A 19,756-nucleotide genomic window follows, 5' to 3' on the forward strand; every position below is an offset into this window, starting at 1 on the left:
GGATTGTTCATGACGACGTTGCATTACATCTTCGACCCGCTGTGCGGCTGGTGCTACGGCGCCGCACCGCTGGTGGATGCCGCCCGCGCAGTGCCGGGCCTGACCGTCGCCTTTCATGGCGGCGGCATGCTGGCCGGCGCAAACCGGCGCATGGTCACGCCGCAATGGCGCGACTATGTCATGCCCCACGACCACCGCATTGCCGAGATGTCCGGCCAGCCATTCGGCAAACCGTACTTTGACGGCCTGCTGCGTGATACCAGCGCGGTCATGGATTCGGAACCACCCATCACCGCGGTGCTGGCTGCCGAAGCGCTTGGCGGGCTCGGGCTGGACATGATCCACCGCGTCCAACGCGCGCACTACGAAGAAGGCCGACGGATTGCTGATCTGCCCGTGCTGCGCGAGCTGGCCGTCGAGTTGGGCCTGTCACCTGAGGCGTTCGATGCGGAATATGCGCGGCAGGCCGGCGCGCTTACGCAGCAGCACATTGCGGCGAGCCGGCAGTGGCTGGATCGCGTGGGTGGTCAGGGTTTCCCGACGTTTGCACTGGAAGATGCGGAGGGGCGCCTGGGCACGATCGACGTCGGCCCGTGGCTCGGCCGTCCGGAAGAATGGGCGCAGGCCCTGACACAGCACATCGGCGCACCGGCACCAGAAAGTGAGGCTGATGGGCCGGTCTGCGGACCGGATGGCTGCGTGTAATCGGGCAAAGAACGACGCGAAGCTCAGCCTTTGAGTGTCCAGCGGCCAAGCTGGTCGTACCGCGTCTTGCCGAGCCAGCTATGGATGAGGACGAACTCGCGCACCGTCCAGGTGACGGGTTCGACCGGCTTGGGCGCAAAACCACCGCGGTCGTACAACAGCGTGATGTGCGGTTTGAAATGCCCAAGCGGCACGGGCAGGCCGGCATGCTGCAAGGCCTCGCCCAGCGCCAACTGAAACGCCATCAGTTCGCTCACGCCATCACTGCCAAGCAGCACGAACGGACGATGATCGCGTCGGCCATGAAAGCTCACGACCTGATCGAGCGTGACATCGAAGGCCGGCAAGGCAAGGCGCTCAGCAGCCTGGCACGTGCGCGCAACCAGATCCTCCGGCGGCTGTTGAACAAAATCGCCCAGGTGATACAGCGTGATATGCAGGCGCTCCGGGCGCAGCGCCTTCCCCTTGAAACCCACTACCGGGCGCACCTGCTCGACCAATCGGGCAATGCGCTCTGCGGTACCGGCATCGGGCTTGATCGCCAGAAACAGGCGGTGCGCGGGCAACTGCGGCGTGGCTTCGAATCCGGGAAGGGTGAGTTGGGTCACAGCGCGGGTGTCAGGTGTGGAGCATCAAGGCCTCCATTATCGACAAGCGCATGACGTCTTGCGCATTGCTCCAAAAAACAACGCCCGGCGGGATGAACCCATCGGGCGTTGTTTGATGTGACGCGGCGATCGATCAGATGTCGAAGAACACCGTTTCCGCACCGCCATCGGGCGTGTCCTGCAGACGCACGTCAAAGGTATAGACCACCTCGCCATTGCGCTCGGTGCGCTGGGCAATCAGCGTCTTGCGGCGCACTTCCCACTCAATGCCGTTGAGTACCGGATCGGCACCGTTGGCGGTGGCCTCATCCGCAAAGTACACGCGCGTATGCAAGCCAAGGTTGATGCCGCGTGCAAACAGCACCATGCAGATATGCGGCGCCTGCATGGTATTGCCGCGCCCTGCCACGGCACCCGGCTTGATGGTGTCGAAGCGGTAGACGCCAGTGTCGAAATCGGCACCCGCACGGCCCCAGCCGCGGAACGCCGCATCGGCTGGCTTGTCCTGACGGTCGCCCGGGTGTGCGTATTTGCCATCGGCATTGGCCTGCCAGATTTCGATCAGCACATCGCGTACGAGCGAGCCGGAACCATCGAACACGCGGCCTTCCAGCGCGATGCGCTCGCCGCGCGTGGCGGGCGTGGTCAGCACGTTGCCGAATTCCTTCTCGTAGATGTCGAAGCCGGCCTGGCGCGGTGCGAGCCCGATATGCACGTAGGGGCCGCCTGTCTGCGAGGCCGTCTCATTGAAATGCGCGAAAGGCGGCGTGGTCGTCATGCTTGCGGCCTGCGCACGTTCGAGTGAGGCATGAAGCGTGGTCGTCGTCATCACTTGGCTCCTTGCAGGGCGTTCTCGAAATGCGTGGCGCGGCGGCCGCGCAGCGTGATGTCGAAGCGGTAGCTGCGCGCATCGAGCGGCACGTGGTTGGCCGTATCGAGCAGCGCAATCAGGCCGCGCACCTGCTCTTCGCTGGGGATGGTCTTGATGATGGGGCACTGCGCGATCATCGGATCGCCCTCGAAGTACATCTGCGTGATGAGACGCTGCGCCCAGCCATCCCCTGAGAGCGAGTAGTGGATGTGCGAGGGCCGCCAGTCGTTTATGCGGTTGCGCCACGGATACGGCCCCGGCTTGATGGTGCGATAGGCGTAGTAGCCGTTGGCATCCGTCAGCATGCGGCCGCAACCGCCGAAGTTCGGGTCGATCGGCGCGATGTACTGGTCTTTCTTGTGGCGATAGCGGCCACCGGCGTTGGCCTGCCACACCTCCACCAGCGCGTTCGGCACGGGGCGGCCGAATTCGTCGCGCACATAGCCGTGAACGATGATGCGCTCGCCAATCGGCAGACCTTCCTTGGCGTAGTTGAGGATGAGGTCGTTGTCGAGCGCGCCGAGGTCGTCCGGATGGAACACCGGCGCGGTCGTCTCCGACAGCGTGTTGAGCGTGGAGATGAGCGCATTGCGCGGCGAGCGCAGCACGCTGGTCTTGTACACGGGGGTGAGCGCGGGCGGGTGTTGGGCGGTATCGCGCTGGGCGAACTCGCCGGTGCCGGAAAGCGGCAGGGTCATGGGGCGTCTCCGTTGGAATCTGTGGGGATGACTGTATCTCTGCCAAAAAGTGAAGTAAATTGACTTCTAATCGAAAAATCGATAACCCCAAGTTATGGATAGACCAGCCCTACCCGGTGACCTGCCCTCACGCATCCGCTTTCGCCATCTGAGCTGCTTTGTTGCCATTGCGCAGGAGCGCAACCTGCGGCGCGCGGCTGAGCGGCTGCACCTGAGCCAGCCTGCGGTGTCGAAAACACTGGGCGAACTGGAAGCGCTGGCCGGTGTGCAACTGGTCGAGCGAGGCCGGCAAGGGGCGCGGCTTACAGCGGCCGGCGAGCAATTCCTGCGGCACGCCGTGGGGGTGACACAGGCGCTGGAATCGGCCACCGCTGCGCTGATGGGCTCGGGCGAAGCTTCTGCACCGGTCGTGCACGTCGGCGCCCTGCCGACGGTGGCGAGCGGCCTGCTTCCCCAGGCGATTGCCGCGCTGCATGCGCAACGCCCGCATGCCGGCGTACGCCTGCGCACCGGCACCAATGCCGAACTGTTGGCCGCGCTCAAGGCGGGCGAACTCGATTTCGTGGTCGGCCGCATGGCCGAGCCGACCATGATGCAGGGGCTGTCGTTCGAGCTGCTGTATGCAGAAGCGCTTGCGCTGGTCGTGCGGCCGCAGCATCCGCTGGCCCTGTCTGCAAACGGTGTGACATCCCTGCAGGCGGTGCTCGACTATCCGCTGGTGATTGCCACGCCCGGCACCGTCCCACGTCATCACACCGATGCCCTGTTCCAGACGCACGGCCTGCGGCTGCCCGCGGGCGTGACGGAAACGCTGTCTGTGTCGGTCGCGCGGCTGCTGGCCCGCCGTTCCGATGCGATATGGATCACGCCGGAGCGTGCCGCCCAGGATGACTTGTCACAAGGCTGGCTCACACGCCTCAACCTGCCAACACCCGGCACCGGAGAACCCGTTGGCCTGCTGCGCCGCAGCGCCGCCACGCCAACCGAGTTGGCGGATGCTTTCATGGAGACCCTCCGGGCGCTTGCGCATGCAACTCCGGAGAAAACACGCTGAAACTATAACGTTAGCCGACAGACAGGTAACGATTTTCATAATCCGAATAATTAAATGACAGCCGCATTATCCACCAAAATTAGTCAATACAAATAACCTGATTCAACGTCATTTGATGCATCGATCAACCACCAATTCACTTTATTGAAGACAGATCAAATAAAATATCAACCATCATCTGAATGGCCTATGCAACATTGGTCATCATCCCTGTCAGGCAGCCGGGACCCAATACCACATACATTGAAAAATCAAAGAGTTGCTCACGTACGCAGCCTCCCACCCTCTTCTTATCCTGCTTACCCGTTGTTCAAATAACGCCAATTTGCCTGGGATAACCGCGTCGATCTAATAATGATTAGCTCAAGATAGCGAGGCGCGGCATTTTCTGAAAAATATAATGACTCGACCAAGCGCATTGATGCCTTGGCACACAGACTCCAGGACAACCCCATTTAATGAGGCGCAACAATGACGCAACAATCTCTTGCTGAACGCGTGCACGCAACGGAAAGCCAGGCAAAGGAGGCATTGGCTGTCAACGACTGGACGAAGTACGACGGGGAACGGGTTACAGGCAGCAACTCCTCGCCGGTCTACCTGGTCTTGCATGGCCAACTGCGCTGGATCCCCAACCCGGCCACGTACACCAACCTGTTCGCCTCGTGGGACGGCATCATCGTGAGCGACTACCTGGTCGACAACATCCCGCGCGGGCTGGCGCTGACCAACGGCGCCGTGCTGGCCAAGGGCAGCAGCGCAGCGACCTACCTTGTCACCAACGGACAGAAGCTGTGGATCCCCAACCCCGAGACCTTCAACAAATTTGCCTTCAACTCGAACAAGGTCGTGACGGTACCGGATGTCGTCATCGACTTCATCCCGACCGGGCCGAACGTGGGCTGACGCATCCCAGCAGGCACGCGAAAGCGCCCCGTTGAGGGTTTCAAAAAAAAAATGCCGACCACGGGGTCGGCATTTTCTTTTTTTGGCGCAGAGATCAGCGATGCATCAGCTCGGGCTCGTCGCCGGCGTCAAACACGCTTCGATCAGTCTGCCCCAGCAACTGGCTGGTGATGGTGCCGGCGGTCATGGAGCCGTTGACGTTGAGCGCGGTGCGGCCCATGTCGATCAGCGGCTCGATGGAGATCAGCAGCGCCACCAGCGTCACGGGCAGGCCCATGGCCGGCAGCACAATCAGCGCGGCAAAGGTGGCACCACCGCCAACGCCCGCTACACCGACTGAGCTGAGTGTGACGATCGCGACCAGCGTGGCGATCCACACCGGATCAAACGGGTTGATGCCGACCGTGGGCGCCACCATCACGGCCAGCATGGCGGGATACAAGCCCGCGCAGCCGTTCTGGCCAATGGTGGTGCCGAACGACGCCGCAAAGCTGGCGATCGATTCCGGCACGCCGATGCGCCGTGTCTGCGCTTCGATGCTCAGCGGAATGGTGGCGGCGCTCGACCGGCTCGTGAACGCAAAAGACAGCGCCGGCCACACCTTGCGGAAGAAGCGGATCGGATTGATGCCGTTGACCGTCAGCAGCACAGCATGCACGCCGAACATGATCGCCAGGCCCAGGTAAGAGGCCACCACAAAGCCACCGAGCTTGATGATGTCCTGTACGTTGGACACAGCCACCACGTTGGTCATCAGCGCCAGCACGCCGTACGGGGTCAGGCGGATGACGAGTCGCACGAGCTTCATGACCCAGGCCTGTGCGGTATCGATGGCGGTCAGCACGCGTTCGCCTTTTACGGCGTCGTCCTTGAGCAGATGCAGTGCAGCCACCCCCAGGAATGCGGCAAAGATCACCACGCCGATGATCGACGTCGGCTTGGCGCCAGTCAGTTCTGCAAACGGGTTCTTCGGAAGGAAGGACTGCAGCAGTTGCGGAACCGAGAGGTCCGCCACCTTGCCGACGTAGTTGTCCTGGATCGCAGTCAGGCGGGCGGTTTCCTGCGCGCCTTGCACCAGCCCTTGCGCGGTCAGGCCAAACAGGTTGGTGACGAACACCCCGACCAGCGCAGAAATCAGCGTCGTCAGCAGCAGCGTGCCAATGGTCAGCACGCTGATCTTGCCCAGCGATGCTGTGCTGTTGAGCTTGGCCACCGAATTGAGAACGGAGACCAGCACCAGCGGCATGACGATCATCTGCAGCAACTGGATATAGCCGCCGCCGACAACGCTGAACCAGGCAATCGATTGCTTGAGCGTTGCGCTGTCGTCACCATAAATCAGGTGCAACACCAGACCGAACACGATGCCCAGCACCATGCCCAGCAGCACGCGTTTCGCCAGGCTCCAGCTCGCGTTCACGCGGCCCAGAGCGATCAGGATGGCGACGAATGTCGCGATATTCAGTATGAGCGGAATGTTCATTTTCCCTTTGTGTTGCAAGCTGTGATTGAAAGTGGTGACGTCCATGTCGCCACTTTCAATCGAGCCGGCATCTTACGACAGATGCACAAAGGGCGTCGCCGCACGGATTGAATCAAAAGTGCAGTCCGATCCACCGTAGATACCGCAGCGGCCCTAGCCCGCCAACTCGCCTCGTCCCGCCCTCTCCACCCGCAGCGACGAAAACCGCCAGTGCGTGACCGCACGCAGCAGCCACTCCACGGGGCCATAGGCAAAACGCCGCAACCACCAGCGGCTGATGACCGTTTGCACCGCAAAGATTGCAAACGCGATCAGCAGCGTGTCCAGCGGACTGACCCGGCCCATCATGCGGAACCCATACGCCAGAAAGATCACCGAACACACCAGCGACTGCATCAGGTAGTTCGACAACGCCATCCGCCCGGCAGGCGCCAGCACGCCCAGCCACCACTGGCCCCAGCGGCTGCGGAACAGCAGCTGCATCCCACCGATATACGCAGCGGTCAGCAATGGCGCCGTCAGCAAGCTCAACGACAGGCCCAGCAGATCCCACGGCGTGCCAGCCAGCCTTGTCGTGGCATAGGCATACGCCACCGCAGCCGGCAGGCCCACACAGGTGCCGGCAATCAGGCATTGCTTGTATAGCTTGCTGGTGCCGGCGGTTGGCGACGATGCAGAGAACAGCCCGCGCCGCCCTGCAATGCACCCCATCAGGAACATTGCCAGTGCCGTCGGCGCCTGCATCAGTGCCGTCACGACCCACACGCCCTTGAGCTCTTCCACATGCTGGGCGATGACGCCCGAGGGAGTGCTGCGGAACGCGGTGAGCGCCGAAGTGATCTGCGCCAGTGCCTTCGAATCGTGCGTTGCATCGACATCGAGTACCGAGAGAACGCCGATGATCGCCCACACCGTGGCCGTGCCCACAATCAGGCCCACCGCCAGCTTGGCCAGCGCCTTCTCTGCCCGGCTGCGCAACGTCAACAGTACAGCGCCCATCACTGCGTAGGTGGTCAGGATGTCACCGTGGAACAGCAACACGCCATGCAGCAGCCCGAGCACCCAGAGCCCGACAAGCCGTCGCAGCATGCGCGGCACAAACGCCTTGCCGTCGCGCTCGGCCGACTGCATCTGCAGCGTGAAGCTGTAGCCAAACAGGAACGAGAACAGCAGATAGAACTTCCATTCGAACAGCAAGGCAATGCCCGCCATGACTGCGTGGCTGACACGGCTCTGCGCCATCGGATCGGGCACGCCCGTGCCGTAGTACGGCGTAGCAAAGGCGATGATGTTGACGACCAGGATGCCCAGCAGGGCAAAACCGCGCAGCGCGTCAAGGCTCGATTGACGCTCGATTGAAGACAGGGCCATGGCTGAGTCCGACAAGGCAGCTTGAACGGAAGGCAGGATATTCCGCGTGCTGATGCGCTGCCTTGTGGCTGACTGACTGCGGGCACAAGGCGCTCAGCCGGCCGCAAGGGCGCGAGCGCCCTGTCACCCGAGCGTTGCCGCCTGCACGGTCAGGAACACGCCCGCCACTGTGGCAATGGCACCGATAACGCGCGGCACTGCCTGACCGCCAGGCGCAAGACGCTCAACGGTGATGGCTGCCGCCACAACTGCCATCACGCGCAGGTCCATGACACCTGTAGCGAGCAGGATCGCCGTCAAGCCTGCGCAGGCGCCACTGCAATGCAGACCGAGTCGCACGCCGTGTCGCCAGGCCGCTCTAACATCGATGGGCAATGCGCAGTTGGCTCCTGCCGCCTCTCGGCAACACGCAAGCTGATGCGTTTTCCATGCAGAGAACTGGAGCACACCGGCCCCTAGGACAACGATTCCCGCCAGCGCTGGGATGGCACGCGCCAGCATCGGCCAACGCATCTCCAGCGCAAGCAGCGCCGCACCAAACGCAAAGACCACCACGCCAAACGCAGCCCACACCGCAAAGTAGCCAAGGCCTACTAGGGTGGTCAGCACGCCCAGACGCACGTCACCCGCCTCGCGCACGCTGTGCCGATACCCCCGCAGCATCGGCACCAGAGACGGCAGCATCATCGCCACCATCATCACGATCCACATACCGAGAAACGATGCGGCGGTGCCCAGCCATGTCTGCCCGCACATCGGCACCCACGCCATCGACAGCGTCCATCCGCCGGGCATCGGCATCTCGCCCATGCGCGACATCGATATGCACCACGCGACTGTCGCCGCCGTGCTGGCCACGAAAAGCAGCGCCGAGACGCCAAGGAAACCGCGCTCGGACGCTGCATGTGTGCGTGGCAGTTCAACGCTGCGCGTACTCATCATGGCGACGCCACCAGACACCGGCTTCATTGCGGCCAAGCGGTGCGCGATCCAGCCACTGGTACGCGCCCCAGAGGCCATCCAGCCCGCGCGCATAGGTGGAGTACGTGTGGTACACGATGCCATCCTCCAGCACGAACGCGCTCATGCCGGGTCGGTCGCGCACATAGGTGGGTGCATCGGTACCGCACATGGCCGCGAACTGCTGCACGGGTTCGGGCAGATCCGATGCGTCCATCACGTGGCTGCCGCGCACGTAGTTGTAGTCGGCCGTACCGGCGCGCTGCTGCGCTTCAGAAATCGAGACGTTGAAGTCGTAGTTGAAATCGCTGTCGACCGACGACGCCCACGGAAAGGTCCAGCCCATGCGCTGTTTGTAGGCCTGCAGCTTCTCCAGCGGTGCACGCGACACCGCCAGCAGCAGCACGTCGTGATTTGCCAGATGCGTCGCAAAGCCATTGAACCCATCCGCGATCATCGAGCACGACGGGCAGCCGGCCTTGTAGTCCGGGCCGAACATGAAGTGATACACGAGCAGTTGCGAACGTCCGCGAAACAAGTCCGCCAGCGACGCACTCCCCTCATCGGTTTCAAAGCGGTAGGTCTTGTCGACGCGGACCCACGGCAGCGCCTGGCGTTGGCGTGCGAGTTCGTCGCTGCGGCGGGTCAGTTCCTTCTCCGCTGCCAGCAATTCAAGACGTGCCTTTAGCCACGCTTGCCGTGTCGCGGTGGCATGTTGGGTGATGTGTGTTGTGGTCATGCTTGCCTCCATGTCGGTGGACAGTTCGGATGGAAATTCGGGTGGAAACGCGTGTGCTAGATTAGGCGCCGACACCAACCGGAGGGAGTGACAAGTGTGGCGGGATTCAGATGGACTCGCTGATCACGGCAGCCGCACGCGCGCTCGCGGCGGGTGACCCGTTCGGGGCGCTGAACCGCGTAGCCTTGCGCGACGACCCGCCGGCACTCGCGCTGCGCGGCATCGCCATGGCACAGCTTGGCGATCTAACGCGCGCACGGGCCCTGCTGCGCAATGCAGCGCGCGCCTTCGGATCGAGAGAGGCGCTGGCCCGCGCGCGCTGCGTCGTTGCAGAAGCCGAAATTGCGCTCGCCTCACGCGACCTGGGCTGGCCCGAGAAGACCCTCGATGCGGCACGTATCACGCTTGAAGCGCATGGCGACCATGTCAACGCCGCACATGCGCGGTATCTCGACATCCGACGCTTTCTCCTGATCGGCCGACTGGACGATGCGGAGCGCATGTTGGCCGGGCAAAACCCCACCGCTCTGCCACCCGTGCTACGCGCAGCACACGAGTTGGTTATTGCAGGCATTGCGCTGCGCCGTCTGCAAACACAGCCCGCACGTATGGCGCTTGCGCATGCCGAATGCGCTGCGCGCCAAGCCGGCATCCCCGCATTGACGGCAGAGGTGGAAAGCGCAGCCCTCGCACTGCATGCACCTGCCGCGCGCCTGCTCTCGCGAGGCGATGCACGCCTTCTCCGGCTCGAAGAGGTGGAAGCGCTGTTCGCGTCAAAAACGCTCGTTGTGGATGCATGCCGCCTTGCCGTGCGCGAGACCGACACCGTTGTCTCGCTCGCCACACGCCCGGTGCTGTTCACCTTGGCCCGCGCGCTGGCCGAAGCCTGGCCGGCAGACGTGCCAAGAGACACGCTCATCGCCCAGGCATTCCGCACCAAGCACGCCGATGAATCGCACCGCGTGCGCCTGCGTGTCGAGATCGGGCGGCTGCGCGCCGCACTCGGCGATCTGGCATCGGTGAGCGCAACCAAACACGGGTTCGCACTGCAGCCACGGCGCGCGCACGAGATCGTCGTGCTGGCACAACCCGTTGAGGCGCCGCATGCTGCCGTGCTCGCCTGTCTGGCAGATGGGGAGTCGTGGTCCAGCTCGGCATTGGCGCTCGCGCTGGGCAGCAGCCAACGCACCGTACAGCGCGCGCTCGATGCCCTGGCAACGGCAGGCAAGGTGCAGTGCTTCGGACATGGGCGCGCACGCCGCTGGATGACGCCACCCGTGCCCGGATTCGCGACCACCTTGTTACTCCCGGCGCCGCTGCCGAGTGACTAGGATGAAGACTCCGCAACCAAATCCACAGGACACGAACATGAAACGATCCGCCGCCGAAATCGTGCGCGAATATGGCCCGTTCCCGGGTGCCGACAACGTAGGCGGCGTGACGTACGACGGCCAGCACGTCTGGTTTGCGGCCGGGGGCCATGTGCAGGAAGTCGACCCCACCAGCGGCCAAGCGCTGCGCACGATTGATGTGCCTGCCCACGCCGGCACGGCCTTCGACGGACGGCACCTGTTCCAGATCGCGGAAGACCATATTCACAAGATCGACCCGCAAACCGGAAAAGTGCTCGCCACCATTCCTGCGCCCGGCGCCGGTGGAGACTCCGGGCTCGCCTGGGCGGAAGGCACGCTCTGGGTGGGGCACTATCGGGACAAGAAGATCCGCCAGATCGACCCCGAAACCGGCGCCGTGCTGCGCACCATCGAGTCGAACCGCTTCGTGACCGGCGTCACCTGGGTTGACGGCCAACTCTGGCACGCCACCTGGGAAGGCGACGACAGCGACATCCGGCACATCGACCCCCACACGGGCGAAGTGCTGGAGCAGATCGACATGCCAACGGGTGTGGGCGTGTCAGGACTTGAATCGGACGGCGCCGACCAGTTCTTCTGCGGCGGCGGCACCAGCGGGAAGATTCGAGCCGTGCGCCGCCCCGGAAAAGCGGCGAAAACGCCGGCCGACAGCGCCGCCGAATAGCCAAACCGGCGCCCCAGCATCAAGCCCGCCATCGCGCGGGCATTTTCTTTGTTGCGCGCCTGCGTATTTGAAAGCCCCATAACATTCCGCCGAAGCACTCCTTGTACGATGGCCGCGCCCACACTCGTATTTCAGGAGAGACACGATGCCCTACGATGGAAACCGCGCCGCCAACTACGCCGACATCCACGTGCAGCCGAACAGCACCGGAAACTGCGCAAAGTACGTGCGCAAGGCGATTGAATGGGGTGGCGCGACACTTGGACGAACCCACTTTGCCAAAGACTACGGCCCCGTCCTTGAAGAAGCCGGCTTTCACACCGTGCTGACCGCCCCGCGCAAGGGCGACATTGTCGTCATCCAACCGGCACCGGGTCATCCGTCCGGGCACATGGCGATCTATAACGGCACGGTATGGGTATCCGATTTCACGCAGAACGACGGGCCGCAAGGTTTTTATCCCGGACAGGCCTATCGGACCGCGCAGCCCGCCTACAAGATCTATCGCCACGACGACTGAGGCCACCATGAAGACACGACTTTCCAGAGCGCTGGCATGGCTGGTTCTCGCCGTCGGCCTGCTCGGTATGCAAGCCGTCATGGCACAGGGCAAGGCGGCCACGCCGGAAGCCAATACGAAGGCGTTCTACGCGTGGTACATCAAGCTGCAAACCAAATCGGTCTACCCGCTCACAGACAACGGCATCTACACCTACGTTGCGAAAGACACGGTAGACCGCCTGCGCGACGCCTACCGCCGCAATGAGATGCCGGGCGACGCCGATTACTTCACCAAGGTCCAGGACTACGACGAGAAGGACTGGGCGGAACACACCGTGGCCCGCGCTCCGATCCTGCTGGAGGGCGTTGCCGTGGTGCCGGTCACGTTCGGCTCGAAGGACAAGGTGAGCGTGCTCGTCTTCCTGCGCAAGCTGGACGATGGGTGGAAGATCACCAAGGTGGAGGACACGCTGGACTTCCAGTAACACCTGCACCTGCCGCGCCCATGAAGAAGCCCGCATTGCTACGGGCTTTTCGTTTTGTGCGCGCTGCCAAACATTACAGTCAAACTGCACAGTTAAACTGTATTAATGTTATGCTTGGCGCATGGCTAAATCACCACTCCCGAACGATCCCACCCCGCCGGCCACGCTGGCGGGTGATCTGCGCATTGCTCTGGGCAAGCTGTCCCGGCGGCTGCGCGAACAAGTGCATCCGAACGATCTCACCCACGCACAAAAGTCGGTGCTCCTGCGCCTGGACCGTAACGGCCCCGCCACGGTTTCTGCACTTGCCCGTGCGGAGAGCGTGAAGCCGCAGTCGATGCGCGTCACCGTTGCAGGGCTGGAAGGGATGGGGGCGGTTGTCGGCACGCCAGACCCGACCGATGGCCGGCAGACGCTCATCGAGCTGACGCCCGGTTTCCGCAACGTGCTCAAGGAAAGCCGCGCCGCCAAGGACGATTGGCTCTTCCGTGCACTGCAAGCCCAACTGTCTTCCCAGGAACAAGCCGAGCTGGCCAGCGCCGTCAAGCTGCTGCAACGGCTTGCCGAATTCTGAACAAGGAGCGCCTGACATGGCATCACTGCATCTCGTATCGTGGTTCTTCGGCGGCGCATTTCTTGCCAACGCCGTACCGCATTTCGTGTTCGGTATCGCAGGCAGACCGTTTCAAAGTCCGTTTGCAACGCCGCGTGGCGAAGGCCTTTCGTCCTCGACCGTGAACGTGCTCTGGAGCCTGTTCAACCTGGTGGTCGGCTACGTGCTCGTTCTCCGCGTGGGGGATTTCAACTTGCGAGACACCGCCGATGCCGCAGCACTCAGCCTGGGCATCCTGGCCCTCAGCGTGCCGTTGGCGCGGCGCTTTGGCCGCTTCAATGGCGGTAACCTGCCACAACGCCAATGAGCGCATCGTCAACGGGCGTCTTCCGTTCACTGCGCGTCTACAACTACCGCCTCTGGGCAGCGGGGTCGCTGGTCTCCAACGTGGGGACGTGGATGCAGCGCACCGCTCAGGACTGGCTGGTCCTGACGCAGCTCACCCATCACAACGCTTCTGCAGTGGGCACGGTGATGGCGCTGCAGTTCGGGCCGCAGCTTCTGCTGCTGCCCTGGACGGGCGTTGCCGCCGACCGCTACAACCAGCGCAAGCTGCTGATGGCCACCCAGGCAACGTCAGGCGTGTTGGCGCTGATACTCGGGTTGCTGACGGTGACCGGTGCGGTTCAGCTATGGCATGTCTATCTGCTGGCGTTTCTGTCCGGCTGTGCGTCAGCGTTTGATGCGCCGGTGCGCCAGACATTCGTGGCGGAACTGGTGGGCGATGGCGATTTGCCCAATGCGGTGGCGCTCAACTCGACGTCATTCAACGCGGGGCGCATGGTGGGGCCCGCAGCGGCCGGCATCGCCATTGCCACCCTCGGCACAGGCTGGGCGTTCCTGGCCAACGGGCTGTCGTTCATCGCGGTGCTGACTTCGCTCTTCTTCCTGCGCAAGTCCGAGCTGCGCCCCAATGCGCGTGCACACCGCTCGCAAGGCGGCTTTGCAGAGGCCATCCGCTACGTGTGGGCCCGCCCCGACCTCAAGGCCATGCTGGTCATGCTGTTCCTGATCGGCACGTTCGGGCTGAACTTCCCGATCTTCATCTCGACGATGGCCGCAAGCGTCTTTCATTCGGATGCGCGTGGCTACGGTGTGCTGTCGTCGATGATGGCGGTGGGCACGATATCCGGTGCGTTGTTCGCCGCGGGGCGCGAGCGCCCGGAGTTCAAGTCCCTGCTGATTGGTGCGGCGATGTTCGGCCTGGGTTGCACGCTGGCGGCCATTGCACCGAGCTATTGGTTGTTTGCGGCGGCGCTGGTCATCACCGGCATTGCGGCACTCACCTTCACCAATACGAGCAACAGCCTGATGCAGCTGTCTACCGAGCCAGCCATGCGCGGCCGCGTCATGGCACTGCGCGTGGCCATCGCGCTGGGCGGCACCCCCATTGGTGCGCCGATCGTGGGCTGGGTGGCAGACCACCTCGGGCCGCGCTGGTCGCTTGGGGTGGGCGCGCTTTCAGGTTTGCTCTCGGCCGCCGTTGCCATTTACGTCATGCGGCAGCAGATTCACCTGCCTCAGCAAACGCCGTCGACGCTGGGGCAAGGCACGCCCTGAGATCACGTCTCTCGATGCACCGTGATATCGCGGTGCATCGGGCCAGCAGGCGAGTCGCCATGGCGCTGCGCGCCCTTCATGCGAGGCCCAGCCCCCTACTCCTCCTAGTCCTTTCTTGCCGTCACCCCTCATACGAATGCGCTATGCAGAATGCGGCGAATTGTCCGCTTCTTTTGCATAGGCCATGTCAAACGCTGGCCGCCCTGTCACACCCGAAGGAAATGCCATGCAGCCGGCCAACCAACCCTGTCGCCCACCGGCTCTGGAATAGTGCTGTTCATGGTCGTCATGCAAACCCTCGCTGCAACTGCCGCATATGCCCAGGGCCCTGCGCCGACCTAGTGTTCTGTTGTTGCCTACCGTGTCGGATACCTGCTCGCACCCCGACCGTTCCGAACCCTGGAGCGTTCCATGAACATCAGAACGTTTGCGAGCACCGTGATGCACTTCATGGGGGTGTCCTCCGACAACCCCGAACTGCTCAAAGCGCAGTACCGCGCGTTCTCGCGCCAGTTGCCGATGATGTATTTCATCCTCATCACCAGCACCTGGGCCGTCGCGCTGACCTTCCGCGCCGTCACCCCTGCCTGGCTGTCGATCGGCGTCCCGCTGCTGCTCAGCGCGGCCTGCGCCGTGCGCGTGCTGCACTGGTGGCGCTCCAGGCGCATCGACCCGACGCCTGAGCTTGCGCTCAGCGCCCTCAAGCGCACCAATCGGCTGGCGGGTGTCATCGCCGTATCGTTCACGACCTGGTCGCTGGCGCTGTTTCAGTATGGCGACCCCTACACACGTTCTTACCTGGCCTTCTACATGGCCATCACCGTGATCGCATGCATCTTCTGCCTGATGCATCTGCGCCCGGCCGCCGTGACGGTTACGGTGATCGTCAATGGCGCATTCATCGCGTTCTTCGCATCGACCGAGCAACCGACGTTCGTGGCCATCGCCATCAACATGGCCCTGGTGTCGTTCGGTCTGCTGGTCATCCTGATGATCAACTATCGGGACTTCACCCTCATGGTGAACGCACAGACCGAAGCCCGCCGGCGGGAGGCCGAACAGGGCCGCCTACTGCAGATGATCGACGACATGCCGATCGCGGTCATGACGGTCAAACCAGACACGCTCACCATCAACTACGCCAACAACACTTCCAAGCGCCTGGTCGATCGGATCGCGCATCTGCTGCCGGTCAGGCCAGACGCCTTGTTTGGCACCTCGATTGACATCTTCCATGCGCACCCGGAGGTACAGCGCCGGCTGCTCGCCGACCCGGCCAACCTGCCCTACAACACGCGCGTGCAGCTTGGGCCGGAAGTCCTGGACCTCAAGATTTCAGCCGTGCATGCCAATGACGGCAGCTACATCGGCCCCATGCTCACCTGGGGGTTGGTGACCAAAGAGGTGGAAGCCGAGAACCGCATCCGCCAGCTTGCCCACTACGACATGCTCACCGGGTTGGCCAATCGCACCAACTTCCGTGAAGAGCTGGATGCCCGCCTGGCAACGCCAGGGACCCGCGCCGGGCTGCTGTATATCGACCTTGATGGCTTCAAGCTCGTCAACGACACCAAGGGCCACCGCGCGGGCGATGCGTTGCTGGAGCAGGTCGCAGCGCGGTTGTGCGCGGTCTGCAACCACGCCAGTTCGACCATCGCGCGATTGGGCGGCGATGAATTTGCCGTGCTCGTGTCGCATGACGACGCGGACCATGCCAACGCACTCGCTTGCGCCATCATTACGGTGCTCAGTGCGCCATACCCGCTCGGCACGAATCAGAGCGTGCGGATCGGGGCATCCGTGGGCATTGCGCTGGCCCCTGCCCACGGTCAGGACGCCGAGAACCTGCTCTCACGCGCCGACATGGCGCTCTATGCCGCCAAGGCGGCCGGCAAGGGCACAGCACGCCTGTTCAGCTCAACCATGGAAACCCGCATCCAGGAACGCGCTCGGCTGGAAGCCCAGTTGCGCGCCGCGCTGGAGCGCCAGGACCGGTTGTTCGTCTTCTATCAACCGATCATCAATCTCCAGACCGGCAAAGTGACCGCGCGCGAGGCATTGGTGCGCTGGCACCATGCACAGCGCGGCTGGGTCCCGCCGGCGGAGTTCGTGCCCATTGCGGAGCAAAGCGGCCTCATCGACCAGCTTGGCCGCTTCGTGCTCCACCAGGCCTGCCGCGAAGCGACGCGCTGGGAAGACGGTGCCCGCGTCGCCGTCAACATCTCGCCCATGCAGCTGGGCAAGGCAACGCTGGCACAGACGGTGCGCGCCGCCCTGCTGGACTCGGGCCTCGCGGCGGACCGCCTGGAGATCGAGGTCACGGAAACCGCCCTGATCCAGAACGAGGCGGAGAGCTTTGAAGACCTGCGCCAGCTCTACAGCATGGGGGTACATGTCGCGCTTGATGACTTCGGCACCGGCTATTCGTCGCTGGCGCACCTGCGCGCGTTCCCATTCGACAAGATCAAGATCGACCGCTCCTTCGTCTGCGATCTGCCCGAGCGATCAGACAGCGCGGTGCTGGTCAAGGCCATTGCCGATCTGGGCCGCCAGTTGGGTGTGACCACCGTGGCCGAAGGCGTGGAGACGCAGGCGCACGTCAGAATGATCTGCCAGGCAGGCTGCACCGAGGCGCAGGGGTATTTCTACGCCCGGCCCGCGCCGTCCGATGAAGACAAGGCCACGGTGGAGGCGTGTTATGTGGAGGGACCGGACACCTCGGCACTTCGGGCGTGCGTCGGTTGATCGGGTTGCGCTGCCGGCTTTCTTGCTCTTGCTGATGCGGATCACGCGTGCTGCTTCAACGGCTACTCAACAAGTTGCACCTGCAGCCGCCGCTGATCATTCCGTCCGTGATCATCCACCACACGCACGTTGTACTCACCCGCAGTCGGCGGTTGCCAGAACATGGCCTCGCCGGCCGCCGTCTTTCCGGCATAGGCATCGTTGACGAACCAGTACAACGCATGCGCGCTTGCATCTGCGGTGGCATTGAATGCGATGCGCGTATCAGCCGACTGCTTGATACGCACCGCATACACGCTGCCGCGCACCGGTGAGGTGATCTGCGGCGGATCACCCTCCACCGCGCCTGCGCTGCGGCACGCCGGGTTCTGCGGCGGCTTGCGGCGCGGGATGCCTGCCTGCGCAAACACCTGCTGCAGATCGGTCGGCCAGAACTCGTAGATTTCCTGGTGCGTGCGCTTGTCGGTATAGGGCGGACAGGCTGCGAGCCCGGTGGCGTCATCAATCATGACAGGGCGATGCACGCTGCTCACGCGAATCGGCGAAACACCCGGAATGAACCATGTCGAGCCCATTTGCGGACACCACTGGTTTGGCAGATCACCGCTGGCCAGGCAGATCTGTACACGTTTGATGTTTGCCGGAATGCGCCGCAGTGGCTCCACCAACTGAGGCTGCTCGGCCTGCAACGCATCGACCGTCTGAAAGAACAGCGGCGCCGCCGCATCCACGCCAACAAACGACGCATTGCCGGTGTTGTCGAAATTGCCCACCCACACCACCAGCACATAGGGGCCGAAACCGCCCGCCGTCCACGCATCACGAAATGCCCACGACGTACCGGTCTTCCAGTACACCGGCAGGCGCGAAGGCTGGGCGCCGCTGGTTTCATCCGGGCGCAGGTGCTGGCGCAGCATATCCGTCACCATAAAGCTGGCTTCGGCGCTTAACAGGCGCTTGCCCGGCACCGTGGGGGCATCTGCACGCAGGCGAAGCGGCTTGAACAGACCGCCATTTGCCAGCATGGCGTACAGGCCCGCCAGATCCTGCATGGTGACCTCGCCACCGCCCAGCACCAGTGCGAGGCCATAGTGCTGCGGGCTCGCCAGCCGGCTCACACCGGCCTGCTGCAGCAACTGGTAAAGATCGGGCTCGTGGAGTTTCGATGCTACCCACAAGGCCGGAATGTTGCGGCTACGGTTCAGCGCATCGGTTGCCGTGATCGGGCCGAGAAAGTGGCCATCGAAGTTCTCCGGCGAGTACGGCCCGAATGATGTCGGCACATCGCGCAGCACCGTCTGCGGATGCAGCACCCCCTGGTCAAAACCCAGCCCATAGATGAATGGCTTGAGCGTCGACCCCGGCGATCGCCGCGCCAGCGTACCGTTGACCTGCCCCTGGATCGTCCGGTCGAAAAAATTGGCCGATCCCACCAGCGCCTTCACGCCCATGTCGCGCGTATCCACCAGCAGCGCCGCGGCGTTGCGGATGCCGCGCCCGCCGTTGCGCGCCACATAGCGGTTGATCTGGCGCTCCAGCACATGCTGAAGATCCAGGTCGATCGTCGTTACGACACGGGCATCGCGGTCGTCGGTGCCGTTCCAGTCGCCTTGTGCACGGCGTGCAGCCAGGACCTGGTCAGCAGCGTGCGGAGCCTCGAACGGCAGGGCCACGAGCGGCCGCAATGCAAACGGCAGCGCAAACAGCGGCTGCGATGCAGCATCTTGCGGATGCAGTTGAAGCCAGCGCGCGTACAGCCGGTTGCGCGCCACGGTGAGCTGCCGGTTGATCTGATCCTGCTCGGGCAGGCCACGCAACCGACGCACCGGATCCTGTGGAATCACGGCAAGCGCGAGCGCTTCGGGCAAGGTCAGGCTGGCGACGGGCTTGTCGAAATAGACAAGGCTGGCCGTTCCCGCGCCTTCAACGTTGCGACCGTATGGCGCGTCATTCAGGTACGCCTCGAGAATCTGCCGCTTTGAATAGAACAACTCCAGCTGCACCGCCCGCGCCACCTGTTTGAGCTTGCCCAACGGGGTGCGCGTGTTGAGCTGCCACAGCGAGCGTGCAAGCTGCATGGTGATGGTGGAGCCGCCCTGCGGGCTGCCGCCGCGCACGTAGGTCACCCATGCGCCGCGTGCGAGCCCGTACGGATTGAAGCCCGTGTGCCAGTGGAACCAGCGGTCTTCGTGCAACAGCACCGCCTCAACCAGCTGCGGAGACATCTGATCGAGCGGCACCCACAGCCGGTAGCGATCGTCCTTGGCCAGCGCGAGCCGCAGCAGCCGTCCCTGATCGTCCAGCACCGCAATCGACGACGGCTTCCAGCCACGCAGCGGGGGATGCGGCCACAGCCTGCATCCCGCCAGCACGATTCCAACCAGCAGGGCTCCCATGAGCCAGTTCTGCCACCGCACCAG

At 63.5% G+C, this 19,756-nt stretch carries 19 protein-coding genes; 11 read left to right on the plus strand and 8 right to left on the minus strand.

Annotated features, from left to right (window positions below):
- Positions 1-9 precede the first annotated feature (9 nt).
- A complete protein-coding gene (locus F7R11_RS10995) occupies positions 10-705 on the plus strand; it encodes a DsbA family protein (protein WP_064803501.1) in 696 nt (231 codons plus the stop codon).
- Positions 706-728: 23 nt separating this feature from the next.
- On the opposite strand, the gene thpR is transcribed toward F7R11_RS10995, so the two are convergent.
- The 3 genes from thpR to pcaH all read right to left on the minus strand — a co-directional run bounded on the left by thpR (position 729) and on the right by pcaH (position 2,882).
- Positions 729-1,313, minus strand: coding sequence for an RNA 2',3'-cyclic phosphodiesterase (thpR, locus tag F7R11_RS11000; RefSeq protein ID WP_064803503.1), 585 nt, complete (start codon positions 1,311-1,313; stop codon positions 729-731).
- Positions 1,314-1,446: 133 nt separating this feature from the next.
- Positions 1,447-2,142: a protocatechuate 3,4-dioxygenase subunit alpha gene (gene pcaG, locus F7R11_RS11005; protein ID WP_064803505.1), complete on the minus strand. Its 696-nt coding sequence runs from the start codon at positions 2,140-2,142 to the stop codon at positions 1,447-1,449.
- A complete protein-coding gene (gene pcaH, locus F7R11_RS11010; protein ID WP_021194419.1) occupies positions 2,142-2,882 on the minus strand; it encodes a protocatechuate 3,4-dioxygenase subunit beta in 741 nt (246 codons plus the stop codon). Before pcaH ends, pcaG begins: the two co-directional genes overlap by 1 nt.
- A 94-nt stretch (positions 2,883-2,976) precedes the next feature.
- Between pcaH and pcaQ the strand changes: the two genes are divergently transcribed.
- Entirely contained in the window at positions 2,977-3,936 is a 960-nt protein-coding gene (pcaQ, locus tag F7R11_RS11015) for a pca operon transcription factor PcaQ (protein WP_064803507.1), read from the plus strand.
- A 471-nt stretch (positions 3,937-4,407) separates the two neighbouring features.
- A complete protein-coding gene (locus F7R11_RS11020) occupies positions 4,408-4,842 on the plus strand; it encodes a hypothetical protein (RefSeq protein WP_064803509.1) in 435 nt (144 codons plus the stop codon).
- A gap of 94 nt (positions 4,843-4,936) precedes the next feature.
- On the opposite strand, the gene F7R11_RS11025 is transcribed toward F7R11_RS11020, so the two are convergent.
- From F7R11_RS11025 to F7R11_RS11040, 4 genes are all read right to left on the minus strand, one after another.
- On the minus strand, positions 4,937-6,325 hold the full coding sequence (locus F7R11_RS11025; protein ID WP_031329226.1) for an L-cystine transporter: 1,389 nt from the start codon (positions 6,323-6,325) through the stop codon (positions 4,937-4,939).
- A gap of 153 nt (positions 6,326-6,478) precedes the next feature.
- Positions 6,479-7,696 (minus strand): DUF418 domain-containing protein, encoded by a 1,218-nt coding sequence (locus F7R11_RS11030; protein WP_064803511.1) that lies wholly within the window; start codon positions 7,694-7,696, stop codon positions 6,479-6,481.
- A gap of 123 nt (positions 7,697-7,819) precedes the next feature.
- Positions 7,820-8,638, minus strand: a complete 819-nt coding sequence (locus F7R11_RS11035; RefSeq protein ID WP_064803513.1) for a DUF2182 domain-containing protein — start codon at positions 8,636-8,638, stop codon at positions 7,820-7,822.
- Positions 8,616-9,395 (minus strand): DUF899 domain-containing protein, encoded by a 780-nt coding sequence (locus F7R11_RS11040; protein WP_064803515.1) that lies wholly within the window; start codon positions 9,393-9,395, stop codon positions 8,616-8,618. Before F7R11_RS11040 ends, F7R11_RS11035 begins: the two co-directional genes overlap by 23 nt.
- Before the next feature lie 110 nt (positions 9,396-9,505).
- Here F7R11_RS11040 and F7R11_RS11045 point away from each other — a divergent pair, with 110 nt between their 5' ends.
- From F7R11_RS11045 to F7R11_RS11080, 8 genes are all read left to right on the plus strand, one after another.
- Positions 9,506-10,726, plus strand: a complete 1,221-nt coding sequence (locus F7R11_RS11045; RefSeq protein ID WP_064803517.1) for a hypothetical protein — start codon at positions 9,506-9,508, stop codon at positions 10,724-10,726.
- A gap of 37 nt (positions 10,727-10,763) precedes the next feature.
- A complete protein-coding gene (locus tag F7R11_RS11050; RefSeq protein ID WP_064803519.1) occupies positions 10,764-11,432 on the plus strand; it encodes a Vgb family protein in 669 nt (222 codons plus the stop codon).
- Between the two features lie 145 nt (positions 11,433-11,577).
- Positions 11,578-11,952, plus strand: coding sequence for a CHAP domain-containing protein (locus F7R11_RS11055; RefSeq protein WP_021194410.1), 375 nt, complete (start codon positions 11,578-11,580; stop codon positions 11,950-11,952).
- Positions 11,953-11,959: 7 nt separating this feature from the next.
- Positions 11,960-12,418, plus strand: a complete 459-nt coding sequence (locus tag F7R11_RS11060) for a DUF3828 domain-containing protein (RefSeq protein ID WP_064803521.1) — start codon at positions 11,960-11,962, stop codon at positions 12,416-12,418.
- Between the two features lie 121 nt (positions 12,419-12,539).
- Positions 12,540-12,992, plus strand: coding sequence for a MarR family winged helix-turn-helix transcriptional regulator (locus F7R11_RS11065; RefSeq protein WP_064803523.1), 453 nt, complete (start codon positions 12,540-12,542; stop codon positions 12,990-12,992).
- Between the two features lie 16 nt (positions 12,993-13,008).
- The gene (locus tag F7R11_RS11070) at positions 13,009-13,338 is read left to right on the plus strand and encodes a hypothetical protein (RefSeq protein WP_064803525.1); all 330 of its coding nucleotides are present in this window, start codon (positions 13,009-13,011) and stop codon (positions 13,336-13,338) included.
- Positions 13,335-14,591: an MFS transporter gene (locus F7R11_RS11075; RefSeq protein WP_064803527.1), complete on the plus strand. Its 1,257-nt coding sequence runs from the start codon at positions 13,335-13,337 to the stop codon at positions 14,589-14,591. The genes F7R11_RS11070 and F7R11_RS11075 overlap by 4 nt, the downstream gene beginning before the upstream one ends.
- 411 nt (positions 14,592-15,002) lie before the next feature.
- Positions 15,003-17,336: a putative bifunctional diguanylate cyclase/phosphodiesterase gene (locus F7R11_RS11080; RefSeq protein ID WP_064803529.1), complete on the plus strand. Its 2,334-nt coding sequence runs from the start codon at positions 15,003-15,005 to the stop codon at positions 17,334-17,336.
- A 62-nt stretch (positions 17,337-17,398) separates the two neighbouring features.
- Here F7R11_RS11080 and pbpC read toward each other — a convergent pair whose 3' ends face one another.
- Positions 17,399-19,732, minus strand: a complete 2,334-nt coding sequence (gene pbpC / locus F7R11_RS11085) for a penicillin-binding protein 1C (RefSeq protein ID WP_082932881.1) — start codon at positions 19,730-19,732, stop codon at positions 17,399-17,401.
- Between the last annotated feature and the right edge of the window lie 24 nt (positions 19,733-19,756).

Source organism: Ralstonia insidiosa (assembly GCF_008801405.1).
Lineage (GTDB): Bacteria > Pseudomonadota > Gammaproteobacteria > Burkholderiales > Burkholderiaceae > Ralstonia > Ralstonia insidiosa.

What these genes read in the sequence shown, in the direction of transcription:
- F7R11_RS10995 (WP_064803501.1), top strand. Translation starts at nt 10, where the DNA reads ATGACGACGTTGCATTACATCTTCGACCCGCTGTGCGGCTGGTGCTAC.
- pcaG (WP_064803505.1), bottom strand. Translation starts at nt 2,142, where the DNA reads ATGACGACGACCACGCTTCATGCCTCACTCGAACGTGCGCAGGCCGCA.
- pcaH (WP_021194419.1), bottom strand. Translation starts at nt 2,882, where the DNA reads ATGACCCTGCCGCTTTCCGGCACCGGCGAGTTCGCCCAGCGCGATACC.
- pcaQ (WP_064803507.1), top strand. Translation starts at nt 2,977, where the DNA reads ATGGATAGACCAGCCCTACCCGGTGACCTGCCCTCACGCATCCGCTTT.
- F7R11_RS11020 (WP_064803509.1), top strand. Translation starts at nt 4,408, where the DNA reads ATGACGCAACAATCTCTTGCTGAACGCGTGCACGCAACGGAAAGCCAG.
- F7R11_RS11025 (WP_031329226.1), bottom strand. Translation starts at nt 6,325, where the DNA reads ATGAACATTCCGCTCATACTGAATATCGCGACATTCGTCGCCATCCTG.
- F7R11_RS11030 (WP_064803511.1), bottom strand. Translation starts at nt 7,696, where the DNA reads ATGGCCCTGTCTTCAATCGAGCGTCAATCGAGCCTTGACGCGCTGCGC.
- F7R11_RS11035 (WP_064803513.1), bottom strand. Translation starts at nt 8,638, where the DNA reads ATGATGAGTACGCGCAGCGTTGAACTGCCACGCACACATGCAGCGTCC.
- F7R11_RS11040 (WP_064803515.1), bottom strand. Translation starts at nt 9,395, where the DNA reads ATGACCACAACACACATCACCCAACATGCCACCGCGACACGGCAAGCG.
- F7R11_RS11045 (WP_064803517.1), top strand. Translation starts at nt 9,506, where the DNA reads ATGGACTCGCTGATCACGGCAGCCGCACGCGCGCTCGCGGCGGGTGAC.
- F7R11_RS11050 (WP_064803519.1), top strand. Translation starts at nt 10,764, where the DNA reads ATGAAACGATCCGCCGCCGAAATCGTGCGCGAATATGGCCCGTTCCCG.
- F7R11_RS11055 (WP_021194410.1), top strand. Translation starts at nt 11,578, where the DNA reads ATGCCCTACGATGGAAACCGCGCCGCCAACTACGCCGACATCCACGTG.
- F7R11_RS11060 (WP_064803521.1), top strand. Translation starts at nt 11,960, where the DNA reads ATGAAGACACGACTTTCCAGAGCGCTGGCATGGCTGGTTCTCGCCGTC.
- F7R11_RS11065 (WP_064803523.1), top strand. Translation starts at nt 12,540, where the DNA reads ATGGCTAAATCACCACTCCCGAACGATCCCACCCCGCCGGCCACGCTG.
- F7R11_RS11070 (WP_064803525.1), top strand. Translation starts at nt 13,009, where the DNA reads ATGGCATCACTGCATCTCGTATCGTGGTTCTTCGGCGGCGCATTTCTT.
- F7R11_RS11075 (WP_064803527.1), top strand. Translation starts at nt 13,335, where the DNA reads ATGAGCGCATCGTCAACGGGCGTCTTCCGTTCACTGCGCGTCTACAAC.
- F7R11_RS11080 (WP_064803529.1), top strand. Translation starts at nt 15,003, where the DNA reads ATGAACATCAGAACGTTTGCGAGCACCGTGATGCACTTCATGGGGGTG.
- pbpC (WP_082932881.1), bottom strand. Translation starts at nt 19,732, where the DNA reads ATGGGAGCCCTGCTGGTTGGAATCGTGCTGGCGGGATGCAGGCTGTGG.